13 protein-coding genes are annotated in these 17,343 nt (G+C 44.1%); 5 read left to right on the top strand and 8 right to left on the bottom strand.

Annotated elements, in window-relative coordinates; genetic code table 11:
- Window positions 1–36: 36 nt before the first annotated feature.
- The gene (locus PSBA01_RS04445) at window positions 37–1,311 is read right to left on the bottom strand and encodes a hemolysin family protein (protein WP_186475165.1); all 1,275 of its coding nucleotides are present in this window, start codon (window positions 1,309–1,311) and stop codon (window positions 37–39) included.
- Between the two features lie 500 nt (window positions 1,312–1,811).
- Window positions 1,812–3,503: an NAD+ synthase gene (locus PSBA01_RS04440; protein ID WP_071002366.1), complete on the bottom strand. Its 1,692-nt coding sequence runs from the start codon at window positions 3,501–3,503 to the stop codon at window positions 1,812–1,814.
- Window positions 3,504–4,328: 825 nt separating this feature from the next.
- Here PSBA01_RS04440 and PSBA01_RS04435 point away from each other — a divergent pair.
- The 3 genes from PSBA01_RS04435 to epmA all read left to right on the top strand — a co-directional run bounded on the left by PSBA01_RS04435 (window position 4,329) and on the right by epmA (window position 7,785).
- Window positions 4,329–5,486, top strand: coding sequence for an AI-2E family transporter (locus tag PSBA01_RS04435; protein ID WP_186475164.1), 1,158 nt, complete (start codon window positions 4,329–4,331; stop codon window positions 5,484–5,486).
- 77 nt (window positions 5,487–5,563) lie between these two features.
- Window positions 5,564–6,682, top strand: a complete 1,119-nt coding sequence (locus PSBA01_RS04430; RefSeq protein ID WP_228724668.1) for a 4-phosphoerythronate dehydrogenase — start codon at window positions 5,564–5,566, stop codon at window positions 6,680–6,682.
- An 86-nt stretch (window positions 6,683–6,768) separates the two neighbouring features.
- Window positions 6,769–7,785 (top strand): EF-P lysine aminoacylase EpmA, encoded by a 1,017-nt coding sequence (gene epmA, locus PSBA01_RS04425; RefSeq protein ID WP_186475163.1) that lies wholly within the window; start codon window positions 6,769–6,771, stop codon window positions 7,783–7,785.
- 172 nt (window positions 7,786–7,957) lie between these two features.
- Here epmA and PSBA01_RS04420 read toward each other — a convergent pair whose 3' ends face one another.
- The 6 genes from PSBA01_RS04420 to PSBA01_RS04395 form a co-directional block, all read right to left on the bottom strand.
- Window positions 7,958–8,599, bottom strand: a complete 642-nt coding sequence (locus tag PSBA01_RS04420; RefSeq protein ID WP_186475162.1) for an NAD(P)H-binding protein — start codon at window positions 8,597–8,599, stop codon at window positions 7,958–7,960.
- A 234-nt stretch (window positions 8,600–8,833) separates the two neighbouring features.
- Complete coding sequence (locus tag PSBA01_RS04415; protein ID WP_093067583.1) at window positions 8,834–9,283, bottom strand: YaiI/YqxD family protein; 450 nt, start codon at window positions 9,281–9,283, stop codon at window positions 8,834–8,836.
- A complete protein-coding gene (locus PSBA01_RS04410) occupies window positions 9,283–10,611 on the bottom strand; it encodes a 5-(carboxyamino)imidazole ribonucleotide synthase (RefSeq protein ID WP_186475161.1) in 1,329 nt (442 codons plus the stop codon). The genes PSBA01_RS04415 and PSBA01_RS04410 overlap by 1 nt, the downstream gene beginning before the upstream one ends.
- A gap of 197 nt (window positions 10,612–10,808) precedes the next feature.
- On the bottom strand, window positions 10,809–11,360 hold the full coding sequence (purE, locus tag PSBA01_RS04405; RefSeq protein ID WP_093067590.1) for a 5-(carboxyamino)imidazole ribonucleotide mutase: 552 nt from the start codon (window positions 11,358–11,360) through the stop codon (window positions 10,809–10,811).
- A gap of 99 nt (window positions 11,361–11,459) precedes the next feature.
- Window positions 11,460–12,425 carry a metallophosphoesterase gene (locus PSBA01_RS04400; RefSeq protein WP_071002360.1) on the bottom strand — a complete coding sequence of 322 codons (966 nt, stop codon included), beginning with the start codon at window positions 12,423–12,425 and terminating at the stop codon, window positions 11,460–11,462.
- 83 nt (window positions 12,426–12,508) lie between these two features.
- Window positions 12,509–13,117, bottom strand: a complete 609-nt coding sequence (locus tag PSBA01_RS04395) for a rhomboid family intramembrane serine protease (RefSeq protein WP_071002359.1) — start codon at window positions 13,115–13,117, stop codon at window positions 12,509–12,511.
- Between the two features lie 414 nt (window positions 13,118–13,531).
- Between PSBA01_RS04395 and PSBA01_RS04390 the strand changes: the two genes are divergently transcribed.
- Window positions 13,532–15,166 carry a hypothetical protein gene (locus tag PSBA01_RS04390; RefSeq protein ID WP_186475160.1) on the top strand — a complete coding sequence of 545 codons (1,635 nt, stop codon included), beginning with the start codon at window positions 13,532–13,534 and terminating at the stop codon, window positions 15,164–15,166.
- 469 nt (window positions 15,167–15,635) lie between these two features.
- The gene (locus tag PSBA01_RS04385; RefSeq protein WP_186475159.1) at window positions 15,636–17,228 is read left to right on the top strand and encodes an OmpA family protein; all 1,593 of its coding nucleotides are present in this window, start codon (window positions 15,636–15,638) and stop codon (window positions 17,226–17,228) included.
- Window positions 17,229–17,343 lie beyond the last annotated feature (115 nt).

Below are 17,343 nucleotides of genomic sequence, written 5' to 3'. Positions count from 1 at the left end.
GTACTAGGCCAATCGAATGAGTCACTAATTGACCGATCAAGTCGTCTCTTCTAATCTGGTCACTAGCATTTGCGTGATTTTTAGATTGTCTGTTGCAATGATTTCAAACCGATAATTGGCATACTCGATCGTATCAGTCTTCTTAGGAATTTTGCGCAGCATATACATCATAAAGCCACTGATGGTCTCATAGTTCTCACTGCGCGGTAAATCGACGATATCTAATGCACGAATGACATCTTCAATAGGGGTCATACCATCGATCAACCATGAGTTGTCTGTGCGCTGAACAATAGGCTGCTCCTCAAGCGTCACAAGCTCGCCCATCACAATGCTCATCACGTCTTTGAGTGTGATAACACCAACCACAAGCCCATATTCATTCACGATGACAGCGAAGTCTGCGCCAGTCGATTTGAACATCTCTAATACTTCAAACAAAGACAACGTATCAGGTACAAAGAGCGCAGGCTTTAGCAGAGATTTGTTTGTCAGGCTAACCTCTTGCTGATTTAAAACCAAGGCCAGAAAGCTACGAGACTCTACATAACCCACGATATGTTCTAGGTCGTCATCATGGCAGACCAAAAACTTATTGTGTGGCTGCTCAATCATGATATTTACGACTTCTTCGGTACTGGTTTTGGTATCAAAATAAACGATATTTTCGCGTGGGTTCATCACTGAGGTGACGGTACGCTCCTGCATATCAAAGATATTTTCTATCAGATGATGCTCTTGTTTTTTTAGCACGCCTGCTTCAGCGCCTGCATCCATGACGGCATAGATATCTTCTGGGGTCATATCGTCTTGGCGGATGGTTGAGATACCAAAGGATTTAAAAAGGATATTTGCAGCGCCATCGAACACCCAGATAATGGGTTTTAATATAAAAATCAAGAGAATCATTGGACGTACCAGTCGCACCGCTATCGCCTCAGCACTCGACATTGCCAAGCGTCTGGGCATGAGATCGGCAAGTAGTGAAAACAAGCTGGTGATGAGTACAAACGATATCACTGAAGCCACCGCTTCACTATTAAACATCTGCTCCAGATAAGGACTAATGGCTGACTCGCCTACAGCACCCGCCGAGATAGCAACCGCATTCAGTACTATCTGTACGACCGTGATAAAGCTCCCAGGATGATCCTGCATATTGAGGACGTCAAGTGCGCGAACATCGCCTTCTTTTGCCATGATTTGCAGTTTGATTTTGCGCCCTGCGGCAATCGCGATTTCAGCCGCAGAGACAAAGGTACTCAAGGCAAGTAGAAGGAGAAGAAAAACACTGGCAGTTAGCAAGCTCATGACATACTCGAAAAGAAGTAAAGCGGAATTGGGTCAAAAATAATCAGTAGTTAAAGGGAGAAAATCAGAAGGTGGACGGTAAATTTGTTCATGTATAAAAACCAAAAAAGCTGGGCAAGCACCCAGCTAATAGGAAAAATTCGACGTTTTGTCAAACGATCTGACTTGCACCTTTCAACTCATAAATTCGTAAATCATATAGGGCGTGTTGAACATTCGCAAATAGGCACTGCTGATCGCTAAAATGGTTCCAGACAAGGCACAAAGCGACGATAATGCAGATGCCTTAGCGAGATTTGTAACGCAGTATGGGGCAATTTTAGCATCAGCCCCAACGATAAAAGCAGGGGACAGGACTCTTTTTTGCCGCTTCATCGTTAAAAATAAGCGCTTAGAATGACTAAACTTATTATTTTTAACATCGAATCGCCTAAAAAATAGTCGCTGTCAGTGCCATGGTCGAATGTTCAACACGCCCTAAGCTGAAAGGCAAGTGCGATTTAGCCTTTAATTGACCACTTATTGACCAACGGATAGCGGCGTTCACGTCCAAAAGCTTTGTGGCTGATCTTTGTACCGATGGGCGATTGCAAGCGTTTATACTCGCTATTGTCTACCATTTTGATGACTTTTGCGACCATCTCAGCATCAAAGCCTTTATCGATAATTTCCTGATAGCCCATGTCTTCATCGATATAAGACATCAAGATACCGTCCAATACATCATAATCAGGCAAGCTGTCTTGATCTTTTTGATCTGGACGTAGCTCAGCAGATGGCGGACGAGTAATAACGCGCTCAGGGATGACAGGCGTGTCTTCTAGGCGATTGCGGTAGCTTGCTAACTTATACACTTGTGATTTATACACATCTTTTAGTACGTCAAAGCCGCCAGCCATATCGCCATACAATGTTGAGTAACCAACCGCTAATTCTGATTTGTTACCTGTCGTGATGACCAAATGACCAAACTTATTGGAGAGTGCCATCAACACAACGCCGCGTGCACGGGCTTGGATGTTCTCTTCGGTTGTATCCGCTGGTGACTTGTTAAATAGAGGCGCTAGTGTATGACGAATACCTTCGACGGCATCGAAAATAGGACACACGGTATAAGAGACATTTAAGCGACGTGCCTGAGCCTGTGCATCTTCTAGACTGATTTGAGAGGTATATTCATACGGCATCATGACGGCATAGACCTTGTCAGCGCCCAACGCATCGACCGCGATACAGAGCGTCAGTGCTGAATCAATACCACCTGATAGTCCAACAATAATGCCAGAGAATCCTGAGTGATTGACATAGTCGCGTAGACCGACGACCAATGCCTGATACATCTCAGACTCACGGCTTAGAGACAAAGGTGCTTTGGCTTGATTGTTGAATTTAGCCGTTTTGACATCTAAAGTGGCCAATAATAACTGATTCATGAAGCGCGGTGCTTCATGGGCCACGCTGCCATCGGCTTGCACAGCCATAGAGCCGCCATCAAATACAAGATCGTCTTGACCGCCAACTGCATTGACATAGACGATAGGCAAGTTGTTTTCACGGCTGCGCTTGGCAAGCATGGCTTTGCGGTTGTTTTGTTTTTCAATCTCAAAAGGTGAGGCGTTTAAGCTAACAATGAGGTCAGCACCTTGTTTTTTGAGTTCAGCAATCGGGTTTTTGTCCCACAAATCTTCACAAATGAGCAGGCCAATCGTAATGCCTTTATAGTCAAATAAGACTTGATTGCGACCTTTATCAAAATAACGGCGCTCATCAAATACACCATAGTTTGGCAACATCTGCTTGTGATAGAAGCCCTTTTGATGACCATTATGTAAGATAGCAGCGGAGTTAAAAGTACCGTGATGATCGACATGCGGATAGCCGACAATCATGACGATATCGTCGATATCACTCAAGGTAGATAAGGCGCTTTTGACACGGCCTGATAGGCTTGGGCGTAGCAATAAATCTTGCGGAGGATAGCCTAGTAGCGCCAGCTCTGGAAATACGATAACGTCAGCACCTTGTTCGCGTGCTTGTAATGCAAGCGTGCGCATTTTTTCAACGTTGGTTGCGATATCGCCTACCAAAAAATGTGACTGCGCTAAAGCAAAAGTGACCGTATCTTGTGGTTTGTTGGTCTTGCTGGCTTCATGTGAGGGGTTAAGATTGGGATTATCAGTGTCTTTTGACATTGTTATTGTTCCTATCGATATATTATTAAAATTTGGTGAGTCTGTATTGATTTAAAATAAAATCAAAGTAAGTCCGAAATTCATTCAAAACTGCGTGCTTGCTTATCAAGCTCGAATGTTGAGTTGATATGACAAGCCTAAATCCTACATAATTGCTTAGACAATGCTTAAAAGCATAATTGCTTATGCCTCCTATCCCAAATGATCGTGCCATCCTAAAATGAGATCTTATGATAGTCTAGAAGAAGACGATACAAGAGGGTCTGGAATCTGCTTTGATAGATGCGATGTTTATGCAACGACAAAAATAAAAGCGTACAAATGCACTTAACTATATTGAAAAGCTTAAAATAATTGCTTTAGTATAACATCAATTGTCGTGACAAATAGAACGCACCAGTGAATTCCCTGATAAGATTGCAGTTTAATAGCTGAATATAAAAGCAGCTGCGATGGCACTGTTTTTCACAGTAAATCCATGCATTATGCGCTAGTCATTCCGGTCATCATCTAGTAAGCTTGCATAGACAAAGTTGTAAGTAAAGATTACAACATAGCGTTATATAATTATCATAATCTATTGCATAATGGAGCGTAATAGCTGCGTTTTTCGCGATGTTATTTATCAGAGTGATAGTTTGTAAATACGCAGTATTGCCATGTGATTTAATGGGTTTGACACCGTTTTTTCTTTATATACTTATAATCTACCATCCTCGCTAATGGATACAGTTTATGGACAGCGTCTATAAGCTGATGTTCATCACACATTTATAAACTTGCCAGCAAAGTTATCGTTTGCTGTCCGCTCTTGGTTTATACGCTATGATTGAAAATTGGACAAAAGAATTTATTATCCAGCGCTTGCTTGCGATTACTTTGCTGGTTGCGCTGTTCGTATTATGCTTTAAAGTGGTGCAGTTTTTTATTGTACCGGCATTGTGGGCGGCAATTTTGGCGTATGTGACGTTCCCTATTTATGAGTTTTTTCACGAAAAAGTTAAACTGAGTCCAGATTTTAGCGCTGCTATTATGACCGTGAGCATCTCCTTGATAATAGGTGTGCCATTGGTTATTGGTGTGTTTATTTTGCAGCAAGAAGCGTTGAGCTTAATCAGTAATTTGGTCTATCGTATTAAAGTGGGCTATTTGGATGTGCCTGACTCATTTAAAGACTTGCCGATTATCGGTCAGCAAATCAAAGACGTACTGTGGCGAATCAATAAAAACCCAGAAGGCACGCTAGAAGCCTTCCGTCTTTGGGTTCAGTCGCACTTGTATTATGGCAAGGTAGCATTTGACGTGGTGTTCAGTGGTCTGGCTAAGCTGGGTATGGCGCTGATGACACTATTCTTTTTTTATCGTGATGGCACCAGTCTGGTTCGTCAGATTCGCCAAGCGCTGCGTAACATCATCGGCAATCGCATCGACGGTTATATTGACTCTGTAGGTACAACCACGCGTGCGGTGGTATACGGCATCGGGCTGACGGCATTGGCTCAGGCGCTATTGGCTGGTATCGGCTATTACTTCGCTGGTGCGCCAAGCCCTATCTTATTGACCATTGTCACGTTTATTATTGCGTTGATTCCCTTTGGTACGCCATTTGTTTGGGGCGGTGTGTCTGTCTGGCTCTTGAGCCAAGGACATACTGCAGAAGGGATTGGTTTGGCACTATGGGGCGTGTTTGTTATTAGCTGGGTGGATAATCTCATTCGACCTATTGTTATCAGTGGTGCGACCAAAATCCCATTTATTATTATTTTTATCGGTGTGTTGGGCGGTCTAACCGCATTTGGGTTTGTTGGATTGTTCATCGGCCCTGTGGTACTGGCCATCGGTCTTGCCGTATGGCGCGAGTGGATATCGCAGCACAAAAATGAGATATTTGCGTCGCAAGACGTCACGCTCTCTGACTCAAATGCCATAGCGCCAGTACATAATCCAGCACAAGACACAGTCAGTGGAAATGAGTCTACATAGAAAACCCTTATCGATAGAGAAAATTGCCAATGACAAACAATGATATTGCAGATGCTATGGATAATAAGATAAACCAGATGGCCAAAGGTATCACGATCGTTGCTGATAGCAATATTGCTAGCCTGAATGATTTTTTTAATGACGGTACATTAGGTCAGTTGTCTGGGCAAACAGTCAAAATTATACCGGTCGCTGGTCGTGATATTGACGCAAAGCTGCTGTCTGAAGTACAGCCAGATATTTTGTTAATACGCTCGGTCACGCAAGTCAATGAGGCGCTGTTGGCTGAAAATCACAGTGTGCAATTTGTTGGCTCAGCGACTATCGGTACAGATCATGTCGACCAAGACTATTTAGCGATGCGCGATATTACTTTTGCCAATGCCGCTGGTTGTAGCAAGCACTCGGTGGCTCAGTATGTACTGACGGCTATCTTGACTCTGCGTCCAAACTACTGGCAGCAGCCTGTGACACTTGGTATTATCGGCCTTGGCAATATTGGCAGTACGCTTGCTCAATATGCCAATGACTTGGGCTGGCAGGTGCTTGGATACGATCCACTATTACCAAGCTCTACTATTAATAATGCTAGCCTTGAGCAGGTGCTTTCTCAAAGTAACGCGGTGAGTTTGCATGTGCCTTTGACAAGTGAGAAAGTTGACAGTGATGCTAAAGGCAGTGACTATCCAACGCGTCATCTCATCAATGCAGAGACATTGGCCATGATGCCTGCTGATACCATATTGATTAATAGCGCGCGCGGCCCTGTGGTCAATGAAAATGATCTCAAGAACGATATTGCTCATACTGGGCGGCAAGTGGTTTTGGATGTGTTTGAGCATGAGCCAACGGTTGCTGATAGCCTACTAGCTAAGCTCACAATCGCCACACCGCATATCGCTGGCTATACATTAGAGGGCAAGCTACGTGGTACACAAATCATCTATGATGCCTTGTGTGAGAAGCTAGCGATCATACCTGCCCAGTCGATGTCCAACCTGCTATCGCTTAACTTGTTTTTGTGGTCTGAGTTAAAAGCACACCCAGACAGATTGTCAAAATTTTATGACATTATGCAAGATGATGCCTTGTTGCGAAGCAAAATATCTGATGAAAATCTTGACAAACAAGTGAATGGTCCTGATTTTGACGGTCTGAGACGTGATTACCACTTGCGCCGTGAGTGGCAATCCTAATCTAGCAATTTAAAAATACTATTCTTAAAAACATAAATAATCTACGTCATTGAAGCATTATTATTTATGAATCACGGTAGACAGTCATGAGCCAATCAAGCAGTACCTCTAGTCATCAACCTAACTACGCACCCACCATAACACTGGCAATGGCACAACAACGCGCCAAGTTTATCGGTGATATTCGCCAGTTTTTTATCAGTCGTCAGGTACTGGAAGTACAGACGCCGCTTTTATCGCAAGCGGGGAACACCGACACCTTTTTGCAATCAGTAGCGGCGCACGTAACCTATCAAGATCGTCCTCGTACTTATTATTTGCATACGTCTCCTGAGTTTGCGATGAAGCGTTTACTGGCGAGCTGGCAAGTGCCTATTTATCAGATTTGTCCTGTGTTTCGGGATAATGAAATAGGCGTGCGTCATAATATCGAATTTACAATGTTAGAGTGGTATCAGCCCAATTACAGCCTCGATGATATGGCAGGTGAGCTTAATGACTTGCTTACGGCGCTGTATGGTCATCCAATGGTGATGAGCCATTATCGCTATGTTGATGCTTTTATGGATTTTGTTGGTATACATCCACTGACAGCGAGCCTATCTGCGCTCCAAGCGGTAGCAGAAGATAGAGGGTTGATAGGATTTGATTTTAATGATGCTGATGATAGCGAAGCAAATCGTCGCCAGAGCTGGTTAGACTTACTATTTAGTCATGCAGTAGAGCCAAATTTGGGACATGATTTGCCGACACTGATCATAGAATATCCACCTGCGACAGCTGCATTGGCAAAGACAGCGCTAGATAAAGAAGGCAATAAAATAGCGAAACGCTTTGAGCTTTACATTAATGGCATTGAGATTGCCAACGCTTATGATGAGCTGGCAGATGGTCCAGCATTGCGAGCACGTTTTGAGCAAGACAATCAATTACGTCATCGTCATGGGTTGCCGAAAATGCCCATTGATGAGCATTTAGTTGCTGCATCTGATGATTTGATTGCTTGTAGTGGTATTGCGGTCGGTGTTGATCGATTGCTCATGGTGATAAAGGGCGCAAAAACTTTAGAGGAAGTGATTGCTTTTCCGAGTGGTCAAGCATAACCAACAGGTAGTTTTTATTCATAGCAGCAAGAAAAAAGGTCGTTACCGACTGACCAATTGAGTATTGGCGAATCGATAACGACCTTTTTTATAATCTGATTCAGTGATTTGACTTACGTAGTTGTAGGTGTAGTTATAGCTTGGCGGTCAGATCTATCTAAATAGTGACGGTTTATACTGTAGCAATGGCTTCATTGATGTCGATATCACCATTATGCAAGTTGAATACTTTTCCAATAGTATTATCGGCGGTTAGGACAGCTGCCAGCGTCGTTGAGACATCTTCAATAGCATTTTCACCAGAGTTGGTATCATTGATAGTGATTTTGCCTGTACCGTCACGTTCTTTCAGTGCACCCGGCTGTACGATTGTATAGTCGAGTGAGCTATTATTCACGAGCCAATGATCAGCGTAATGCTTAGAGATATAGTAGTCTTTTAGATCTGCAATGTTAGGGTTGTTATCCCATTTCTCAGTCTCTAGCGAGAATACAGAGCTAAGCATAATATAGCGTTTGATACCTTTGTCTTGCGCGGCTTGCATGGTCTTTACTGCACCGTGTAAATCGACTTCTAGTACATTTTTACCACCAGATCCTGCGACAAAATAGACAGCATCAATATCTTGATCCAGTTGTTTCTCGATAGACTCTTTGCTAGCAGTAATATCCAAATCTAGCTGAGTATAGTTGTCATTGTCAAACAGCTTTTTTTCTTGGCGAGTCGTACCAATGACTTGATGTTCGTCAGCTAATAATTGCTTAACCAATTCACCACCGACACGACCACTGGCACCAATAACTAAAATCTTCATAATCATTCCTATTTTTATTTGAGTTCTGTTATTTGAGTGATTCAGTGAATGTGTTTATCTCAAAAACTGAATGTATCCTAACAAAGATAGGCAACACGCTTCGTTATAAAGCGTGCGGATTGGATAGGAGTTGGTTATAGAGTGTATACGGTTTGCAAGGAGGCATATGTCACTTAAAAGACATCATCTAATAAGTGGTAAGCAGGTCAGTGTCGGATGGGATGATAAAGCGTACTAACGAACTAAGCGATTCAGACCGTCGGCAAAAGCTTTTTTATCGCGGTCGCCGTAGGGTTTTTGACCGCTCATCTCTTGCAGCTCTAGGACACCAGTACCGCGCATGGTGTCCATGAAGTCACGCATATTAAGCTTTTGCTTGATGTTATTTTTGTCATAGACCACGCCGCGTGTGGTTAGCACCAAGCCGCCTTTGTCCAAAATATCATTGGCTAAAGGTATGTCGCTCGTAATCGCCAAGTCGCCTGCCTGTATTTGCTCGACGATATAATCATCAGCCTTGTCAAACCCTGATGGCACAACCGTCATGACGAGCAGAGGAGATTTGCGTAGTTTGATTGGCTGGTTGGCGACGAATATCGCCATCGTTTTGGTACGTTCAGCCGTTTTGATAATCAAATCTTTGGCGATTAATGGTACGGAGTCGGCATCCACCCAAATTTGCATTATTTCTTCGCCTTTTCTGTCTTTGGCGACAATTCTGCCAGACTGTCTGCTTCACCACTGTTATCTTCTAAGACGTCGTTTTTAGTTTTGGCATCTGCGGTATTAGAGTGAGTATCGATATTCGCGTATTCTTTGTCCAAACCTACTTTATTTGGCAATACGGCAACCAGCTTTGCCATAGCGGATTCTAAGTCAGTCACGTCATTGGGCATCAAGGTAATATGAGCAATCTTGCGATCGTCACGCTCAGCTTTATGATAACTATGATAGTGAGCGCCATCGATATTTAGCACGGCACTGATATCAGGATATTGGCCGAGTACGTTGACCATAATCGCTGGATGGACGTTGTCCGTATCACCGAGTGGTAAGTTGACCACAGCACGGATATGGTTTTCAAACTGGCTAGTAACCGCGCCTTCGATGCTCCAGTGGCCAGAATTGTGTACACGTGGTGCGATTTCATTGGCCAGTATCGTGGTATGACCGCGAGCATCTTTGGTGACAAACAATTCAAGTGCCATGACGCCCACATAGTCTAGATGGTTCATGATCTTTGTGATGGCGTCTGTTGCCTGCTGGAGCAGGTGGCTGGTACCGACCGCAGGGGCTTGAGTTTTTGCCAAAATACCGTGATGATGATGGTTTTCGACCAAATCATAACAGCGTACCTGACCATTTTGCGCTCTTGCTGCAATGATAGACACTTCACGATTAAAGTTAATGAAACCTTCAGCAATCAGTGGCGCAGGCGTTGGCGTGAGTGACCCTTTGCCACTAACGGCGTCTTTTAGCGCAAGCCAAGCAGTTTTAATGTCATTGTCTTGTTTGATCACGAACTGACCTTTGCCATCGTAGCCACCGCGGCTGGTTTTCAAAACGATAGGCAGGCCTAACGCTTCACAAGCTTGCTTTAACTCAGCTTCAGAATTAACTTCCATAAATGGCACGGTGGCAATATCGAGCGCATTGAACATCTGCTTTTCTTTTAGACGGTCTTGGGCGATATCAAGCGCAATCAGTGGTGGGAACATACCTTGCTTGCTGCCAGATTTTGACACGCTCGTTAATTGCTCGACCGTAGACGTTGGTGTGTTCTCGAACTCTAAGGTAAATACATCAGCGGCTGCGATAAAGTCGGCTAATTGATCGCTATGAAATACGCGACCGTATAGGCTGGCAGGGCATTCTGGATTGTCTTCTAAAAACACGCATTGGTAACCGAGTGGCATCGCGGCTTCGGCAAGCATCATACCAAGCTGACCACCGCCTAAAATACCGATGGTACGAATGGTTTGGGTAACAGGATAAGCGTTTGCTGTAGTCATGAAAGGCTCTTTGAATAAAAGTGAATGAGGTCTGTGTTGTATTAAAATTTAAAACGCAATGGGTGAAAATAGGAAAAGGTGCACTATAGGCACCTTATATCTAGTATGACTTACTTAAAAATAAAAAGTGGTAGCTCTTGTTTTTAGGCGATCAATACAAAATACCATGCTAAAAAAGCTAGTCACTCTATATTTATTTAAGAATTAATAATACCGGGTGTTGGGCTAGCGAGAATGGTCTCGGTTTGCGTCTGACGCATCTCATCCAGCTTAGTAGCAATCGTTTCATCATGCAAGGCCAAGACTTGAATCGCAAGTAGGGCCGCGTTATAAGCGCCAGCGGTACCAATTGCCAATGTCCCAACAGCAATGCCTTTGGGCATTTGCACGATAGACAACAGACTGTCCCAACCACTTAGCATAGAGGATTTTACAGGGACGCCAAATACAGGTAGTGGTGTTTGGCTGGCACACATACCAGGCAGATGAGCGGCGCCGCCTGCACCCGCGATAATCACTTGTAGACCATTGTCTTTTGCACTTTTGGCGTAATCAAATAGCCTGTCAGGTGTACGGTGAGCAGAAACCACTTCACACTCAAAGGCAACATCAAAGTCTGCTAGCAATTGTGCCGCGGCACTCATGGTCGCCCAATCAGATTGCGAACCCATAATAATGCCGACTTTTGGTTGACCAGCAGGGGAGGTGATTGGACCGTTCTGGTTAGCCGCAGTATTGGTGGTGCTCATGATTGGATATCCTCAAAAAGACCATCATACAAAAATTTTGCTACACTCGTAAAGCCAAGTTTGACTTTTAATAATGATATGGTGTTAATAGCATTTATATCACTGGTTTATCTCTATTCTTTTGTCGTGATAATGCTGCACAAAGCGAGAAGCTGTCAGTGGTAATGGCTGTTCGGTATCCAGCTGATAGCAAGTCAAGTAGCCACTATCTACCGCTGCCGAATAATCAGTACAGGCGACTTGTGGACTGAGTGGCTCAGGTGTACCAGTGAGCCAATAGTGACCGACAAAAACAGGTTTATGTGTTTGAATCGCAAAGTCAATATTTTCAGCCAGTGCATCAGGCGGTATTTGTGCCAATGCGGAGGACGGTGCACGAGCGACCTCACGAAGCGTGCGCTGATTCAACGCATCAAGCCACCAACGCACCCGTACTCGTCTGCGTTCAGTGCCTTCTTTATCTACCATCACAATACCATCAGGCAAGCCCGTCTCGACCCCTTTTAGTACACGCTCTAAGGCATCAAAAGCGATAGTATCTTCTTTAGCGGTTGCGATTAGACCTTCAGAGGTTAGGCAGTTATTATCCGTCAGCAGGGGCTCTAGAACCGCCATGCTATCTACATCCCAGCAAGCATGGACGAAACAGGCATAATCTGTCTCAATCCACAGAGGTATCTCGTACAAGCGCTGCAACCAGTATTCGTGCTGCTCTGAGCCGAACGGTATCTCTGCCAAGAATGCTTCATGTTGGCGTTTATGTACCGCATTATGTGAGCGCAGATACTGGCTAGAATCCTCAGGATCGAGCGTGGCATAAGCCAAGGCATTATATTCATGATTGCCCATCACCGCATCGGCCACGTCCGCGTCTAACATTGCAAAGACAATCTCTAATGTGGCCAGTTGCTGCGACCCACGGTCAATCAAATCGCCAATGAATAATGCCCTGTGACCTGCCGGTGGCACAAAATGCTGACCGTTATGCTCGTATCCTAATTGGTTTAACAAACCAACGAGCTTGTCTGCATAACCATGAATATCACCGATAATATCTATAATCATAATGAAATATTAAATCTCAAACGTAAAAGTAAGCAACTTGCTTAATTGACCTGATTCAAAGAATTTCTATTTGAGAAAACAGTTTAAAAACCAGGCGACAATAAAGCATTTATAAAATGGGGTAGTACTTTAGGCTCTAAAATAATCGTAGCAATGACGCCAAATGCGCCGCCCCACATATGTGCCATATGATTGATTTTTGAGCCACCGCGTTTGTCCGCGTAAATACTATAAAATACATAAGCGACGGCAAACAGTATCGCAGGAATAGGAACAATGGCAAATAAGTAAATTCGCTCCCACGGTGCTAGCAAAATAAAGGCAAATAAGACTGCCGATACACCGCCTGATGCCCCAAGACTTAAGTAACTGGCATTGTCTTTATTTTTAAGGTAGCTTGGAATCATGGCAACAACAATAGCCAACACATAAAAAACCACAAAACCATAGCCGAACAAAAATGAACGATATAGCCCTTCAATAGCTCGGCCAAAAAAGTATAACGTAAACATGTTGAATAGCAGATGCATACTGTCGGCATGAATAAAGCCATGCGTGACAAAACGATCCCATTGTCCGTTATTTACAGCGGGTGGATAAAAGATAAGACGGTTGAGTAATTTCTTGTTTTGCCATGCTAATAAGCTGACAATAACAGTAATGATGATAATAAGGGTCGTATGGTTTAACAAAGGAAAATCCTTAGGTCGCGCCTGATAGGTGACAATGCAATAAATGGCAATGCGATAAATGACAATGTTCAAAGCCTAAGCGTTAGGGCTGAGTAAAAACAAATATGACCATTAATTAATATATTCATACTAAGTTAATATATTGATACTAAGTTCAAGTTACTCGTAACGTAATTAGTTAATACTAACAGCAGTTATGCTGATACAAATATCTATTATGTGACAAAACGATGCATTTTTATGCTTTTATAGTGAGTAATGTAGCAGTGTATCATGTGAGATAAGTGAAACCGCTATATAGACGTCGATGCTGCTAAAGAACGCTTGACAGTTTCAGGGCAAGTAGCCGTATATACAACGAACAATAAGTGCTTAATTTTTGCGGATTCAAAAAGTCGAGAGAGGCAGTGATCCATGAGTATTATCGATCAATTAGAACAGACCGTCACCCCCGCTATATTGGGCGAGCATAATCGCAGTGATAGCGTGGCTTATATCAGCTTGCTTGAGCAGTTTTATGCCATTTTAGCCACGCGCTTAGCGGTGCCACAGGTCTACTCGCAACTACTTCGTAACGATCAGGTGATGGCTAATGACAGTATTGCCGAGCGGCCTTTATTTGAGCAGCTATGGCAAGACCAAGTACTACAAAAAACGATTATCCAAGAGCTGTCAGCCGCGCATCATATTGATGAGTCGATCACTGCTCAATTGCTAATTAATGCAGCATCCTTAGCCTATCGTGAGCTAAAGGTTTTGGCCAATGGACAGTTTTTGCCAGCATTCTTGCAAGGAGAGCAGTCGACGCTGCGCCCATATTTACCTATATGGTCAGCGTCCGTTATCACTGCTACTCAAGGCGCTGGACACGAATCAATGTCAAACTTTGTCGCAGATGTCGCAGATAATGGTATCGCGCCATCAAGTGATACCGTACCGAATAAACTTAGTGAGCCTGATCTAAGTACTGACGCAGTCGCTGCAACGACAGCTACTACAGCCGCTTATGTAGAAAACGCTCATATAAGCGCTACTGACGCATTAAATGACGATGAGCATTTTGGTGACAGTAATGACGCTATCCATGCCAGTCCAGCAGCTCATCACTTGGCAGAAAATAGCAACGTTAAGCGAGAGCGCGTACGCACTCGTAATCAGCGAAACGACTTACTGATGCGAGTATTTTTATTGATAGTAGCACTGGCTGCGATGGCACTGGCTGCTTGGGCATTATTAATAAAACCCAAAAGCGACCTACCAGTAGAACCGGTTGCTGTCGCGCCTGTGGTTACTCCAGCACCGCCACCAGAACCAACGATGACTCCCATCGAGTTCATCGTTGGCGTAGATGATAGTGGCAACCTCTATACTTGTAGCGCGACGGTCGGTGATGCAGCGCTACAAAGCTCTTTACAACAGGCACTCAATACGAGCTTTGGCGAGCAGGCGAGTATATGTGAATTTACCGTACAGAATGGAATAGCAACTACTATCGCAAACATGCCTGCGGAAATATTGCCCAATGTTCTGACCATGCTCAGATCGACACCGTTCGCCCGTCTACACTTACAAAACGATCGTCTGACAGTAGAGGCGCCGGATGACATGCTACTACAACAATTGGTCACAAACGTACGTAGTTTAGCACCAACCATGGCAGTCGATAGTACTGCGCCATTGCCACTGCCTAACAACAGTAATGGTGATACGACATATGGTATGGCTGGCACTAATGGCGTAAACAATCAACTCGGCGATGGAACGGGCACTAATAACCAATACAGTAATGACGGCATGAGCAATGGTACTGGAGAATATCAAGCCGCTGATGATGACACAGGTGATCGCGTGATACCTGCGCCACTACCTAACAATAATGATGGATTTAATAATAATTCCAACAACGTACCTGCCAATGTTCCAAGTAATATTCCTAGCAGCGTCCCTTCTGGTAATAGACCGAGCAGACCGTCAGGCCCTATTTCTGAGTCAGAAGTAGATGACATGGCGAGCAGTGTCATCGTTGCTGAACCAGCACAAGTCAGGTAGTGAGTCGTATAAAGTACATTTAAATCGACTCAGTTCGAATGTACTTTCAGAACTTTTAGAAATAGTTCAAAAGTTAAGCAAGGGAGCGGTATGAATTTGTCATACCGCTTTTTTGATTTTAACTGTTGCTTAGCGTACGTATTTAAGATCTGAGCATCAAAAATGGTGCTACTTCACCAAAAAAGCAGATTCGCGGAACTGAGTATCGCATTCTCTTAATTTGTACTCAAATGCCTGTTGAGTTATGAGTGTATAGTTACGCGCACCAATTAAAACATTACTTAACGTATCATTTGCACAACAACGTATCGACTGTGAAAACACCTTTAACAATTCTATAATATCTAAAATCAATCATAGTGGTCTGATAAATCTGACTTGACAGAGTAAACAGCCGCCACGTTATTAGATGATTTTATGCTTTAGAGAATCGAACAATATAAATAAAAATTAAGGGGAGAGTTGTATTATGGATATTATCAGTCATTTGACACGCACAGTCAGCCCAGCCGTATTAGCAGACGATCATAGTCCTGCTAAGCAAAATCTACTTGAGCAATTTTATGCAATTTTTGCTGCTCGCCTCGCGAATAATGATACCTATAGCCGTTTTGCTAATGAGAATATCGCTCGTGATGATAGCTCTTTTTATGATCGTGTATGGACAGAAGGGGCCCACCGTGACCAAATCTCTCGTGAGCTCGCTAATGCACATGGCGTCGATGAGACAGCTTCTCATGGTCTGATTGCTATGGCAGCGCCGCTTGCTTTTCACGAAATCAAAAGCTTGGCTGGTACTACCCCTGTACCGCAATTTCTCAATGACAATCTCAACAGTTATCAGCATCATATCCCTACATGGGCAGGGGCTGTCTTACCTGCGAGCGCGATAGCAGCGAAGCCTGCTGCAACGCCTATATCCGATACGGTCAGTACCGCGCCACTACAGAAAGAAAAAGAGCCACAAGGCAGCTTTATGAAAGCCCTATTACCGATTATCGGTTTGATTATTTTGGGTGCATTGGCTTGGGCTTTATTAAGAGGCTGTCAGGAGAACCCTGAGCCTGTTGCTACGCCGATAGCTACCGCGCAGCAAGACGAGCAAGGTAATGAGCAAGCAGTAGTAGCAACTGACATCGAGCCTGCCTCACTCCGTATCGCCACTGGCGAAAATGGTGAGCTATACGCTTGCCGCATGAGCGTAGGCAACGAGACGCTACAGACCAATGTAATGAATGCACTAACTGGTGCATTCGGCGATGAAGCCAATAAGTGCCGCGCTGATGTCGATGATAATTTTGCCATAGATATGCCAGCTGCTGCACAGCTTACTACGATATTGCCGATTGTCAAAAATGTACCGAATGCTAGCATGGTGATTAAAGGAGATACCATCACGGTCAATGCACCTGATGATGGGGTATTGGCCCAATTGGTGACCGATGTACAAGCCGCTGCGCCTGCGATGACAGTCGAAGCTGAAGGGCCGCTCGATCTGCAAAGTGAGATTGACGAGAGTGTGGCTGCTGCAGATGCTGCTATGACCAATCTCGGTGACGATCCAGACCCACGTGATGTGGCGCGTGCTCTGAGCCTTCAAGTTATCAACTTCCAAGTAGATGAAGCCGTCATCCCTGATGTCAATAAAGCCATTTTAGAGCGCGCGGCAAAAATTATCGATGATGTGCCTGACTTGAACCTAATGATCATCGGTCATACTGATAGTCAAGCGTCTGATTCTTACAACATGGAATTGTCTCAAGAGCGTGCAAACGCGGTCAAAGAGTACCTAGTAGGTCAAGGTGTTGACGCGAGCAAACTTAGTACAAAAGGCATGGGCGAGTCAGACCCTATCGCTGATAACTCAACTGAACAGGGGCGTTTCCGTAATCGCCGGATTGAGTTTATGGTCAATGACAAAATGGTCGAGCTGAATGATGGCATGATCATCAACAGCGACTCGCTTGACCCAGATTTGAATCCGCTAGACAGCAATAATGATGATTTGTTGCCTGATGGCGATGATGCAACGCAAGGTACTGCGGTAGATCCAACGAATTAAGCAAAAATCATCTAATTTAATAGTAGTTAAGTCTAAAAAACAGCACCTTAACGCGAACCGACCCCCGTAAGTTGTGTCCAACTTATGGGGGTCGGTTCATAACGATGCGGTTTTT

The sequence above is a fragment of the Psychrobacter sp. KCTC 72983 genome, assembly GCF_014280455.1.
GTDB lineage: Bacteria > Pseudomonadota > Gammaproteobacteria > Pseudomonadales > Moraxellaceae > Psychrobacter > Psychrobacter pacificensis.
Note: the sequence above shows the minus strand (reverse complement) of the source record. Positions and strands in the feature narration are given on the sequence as shown.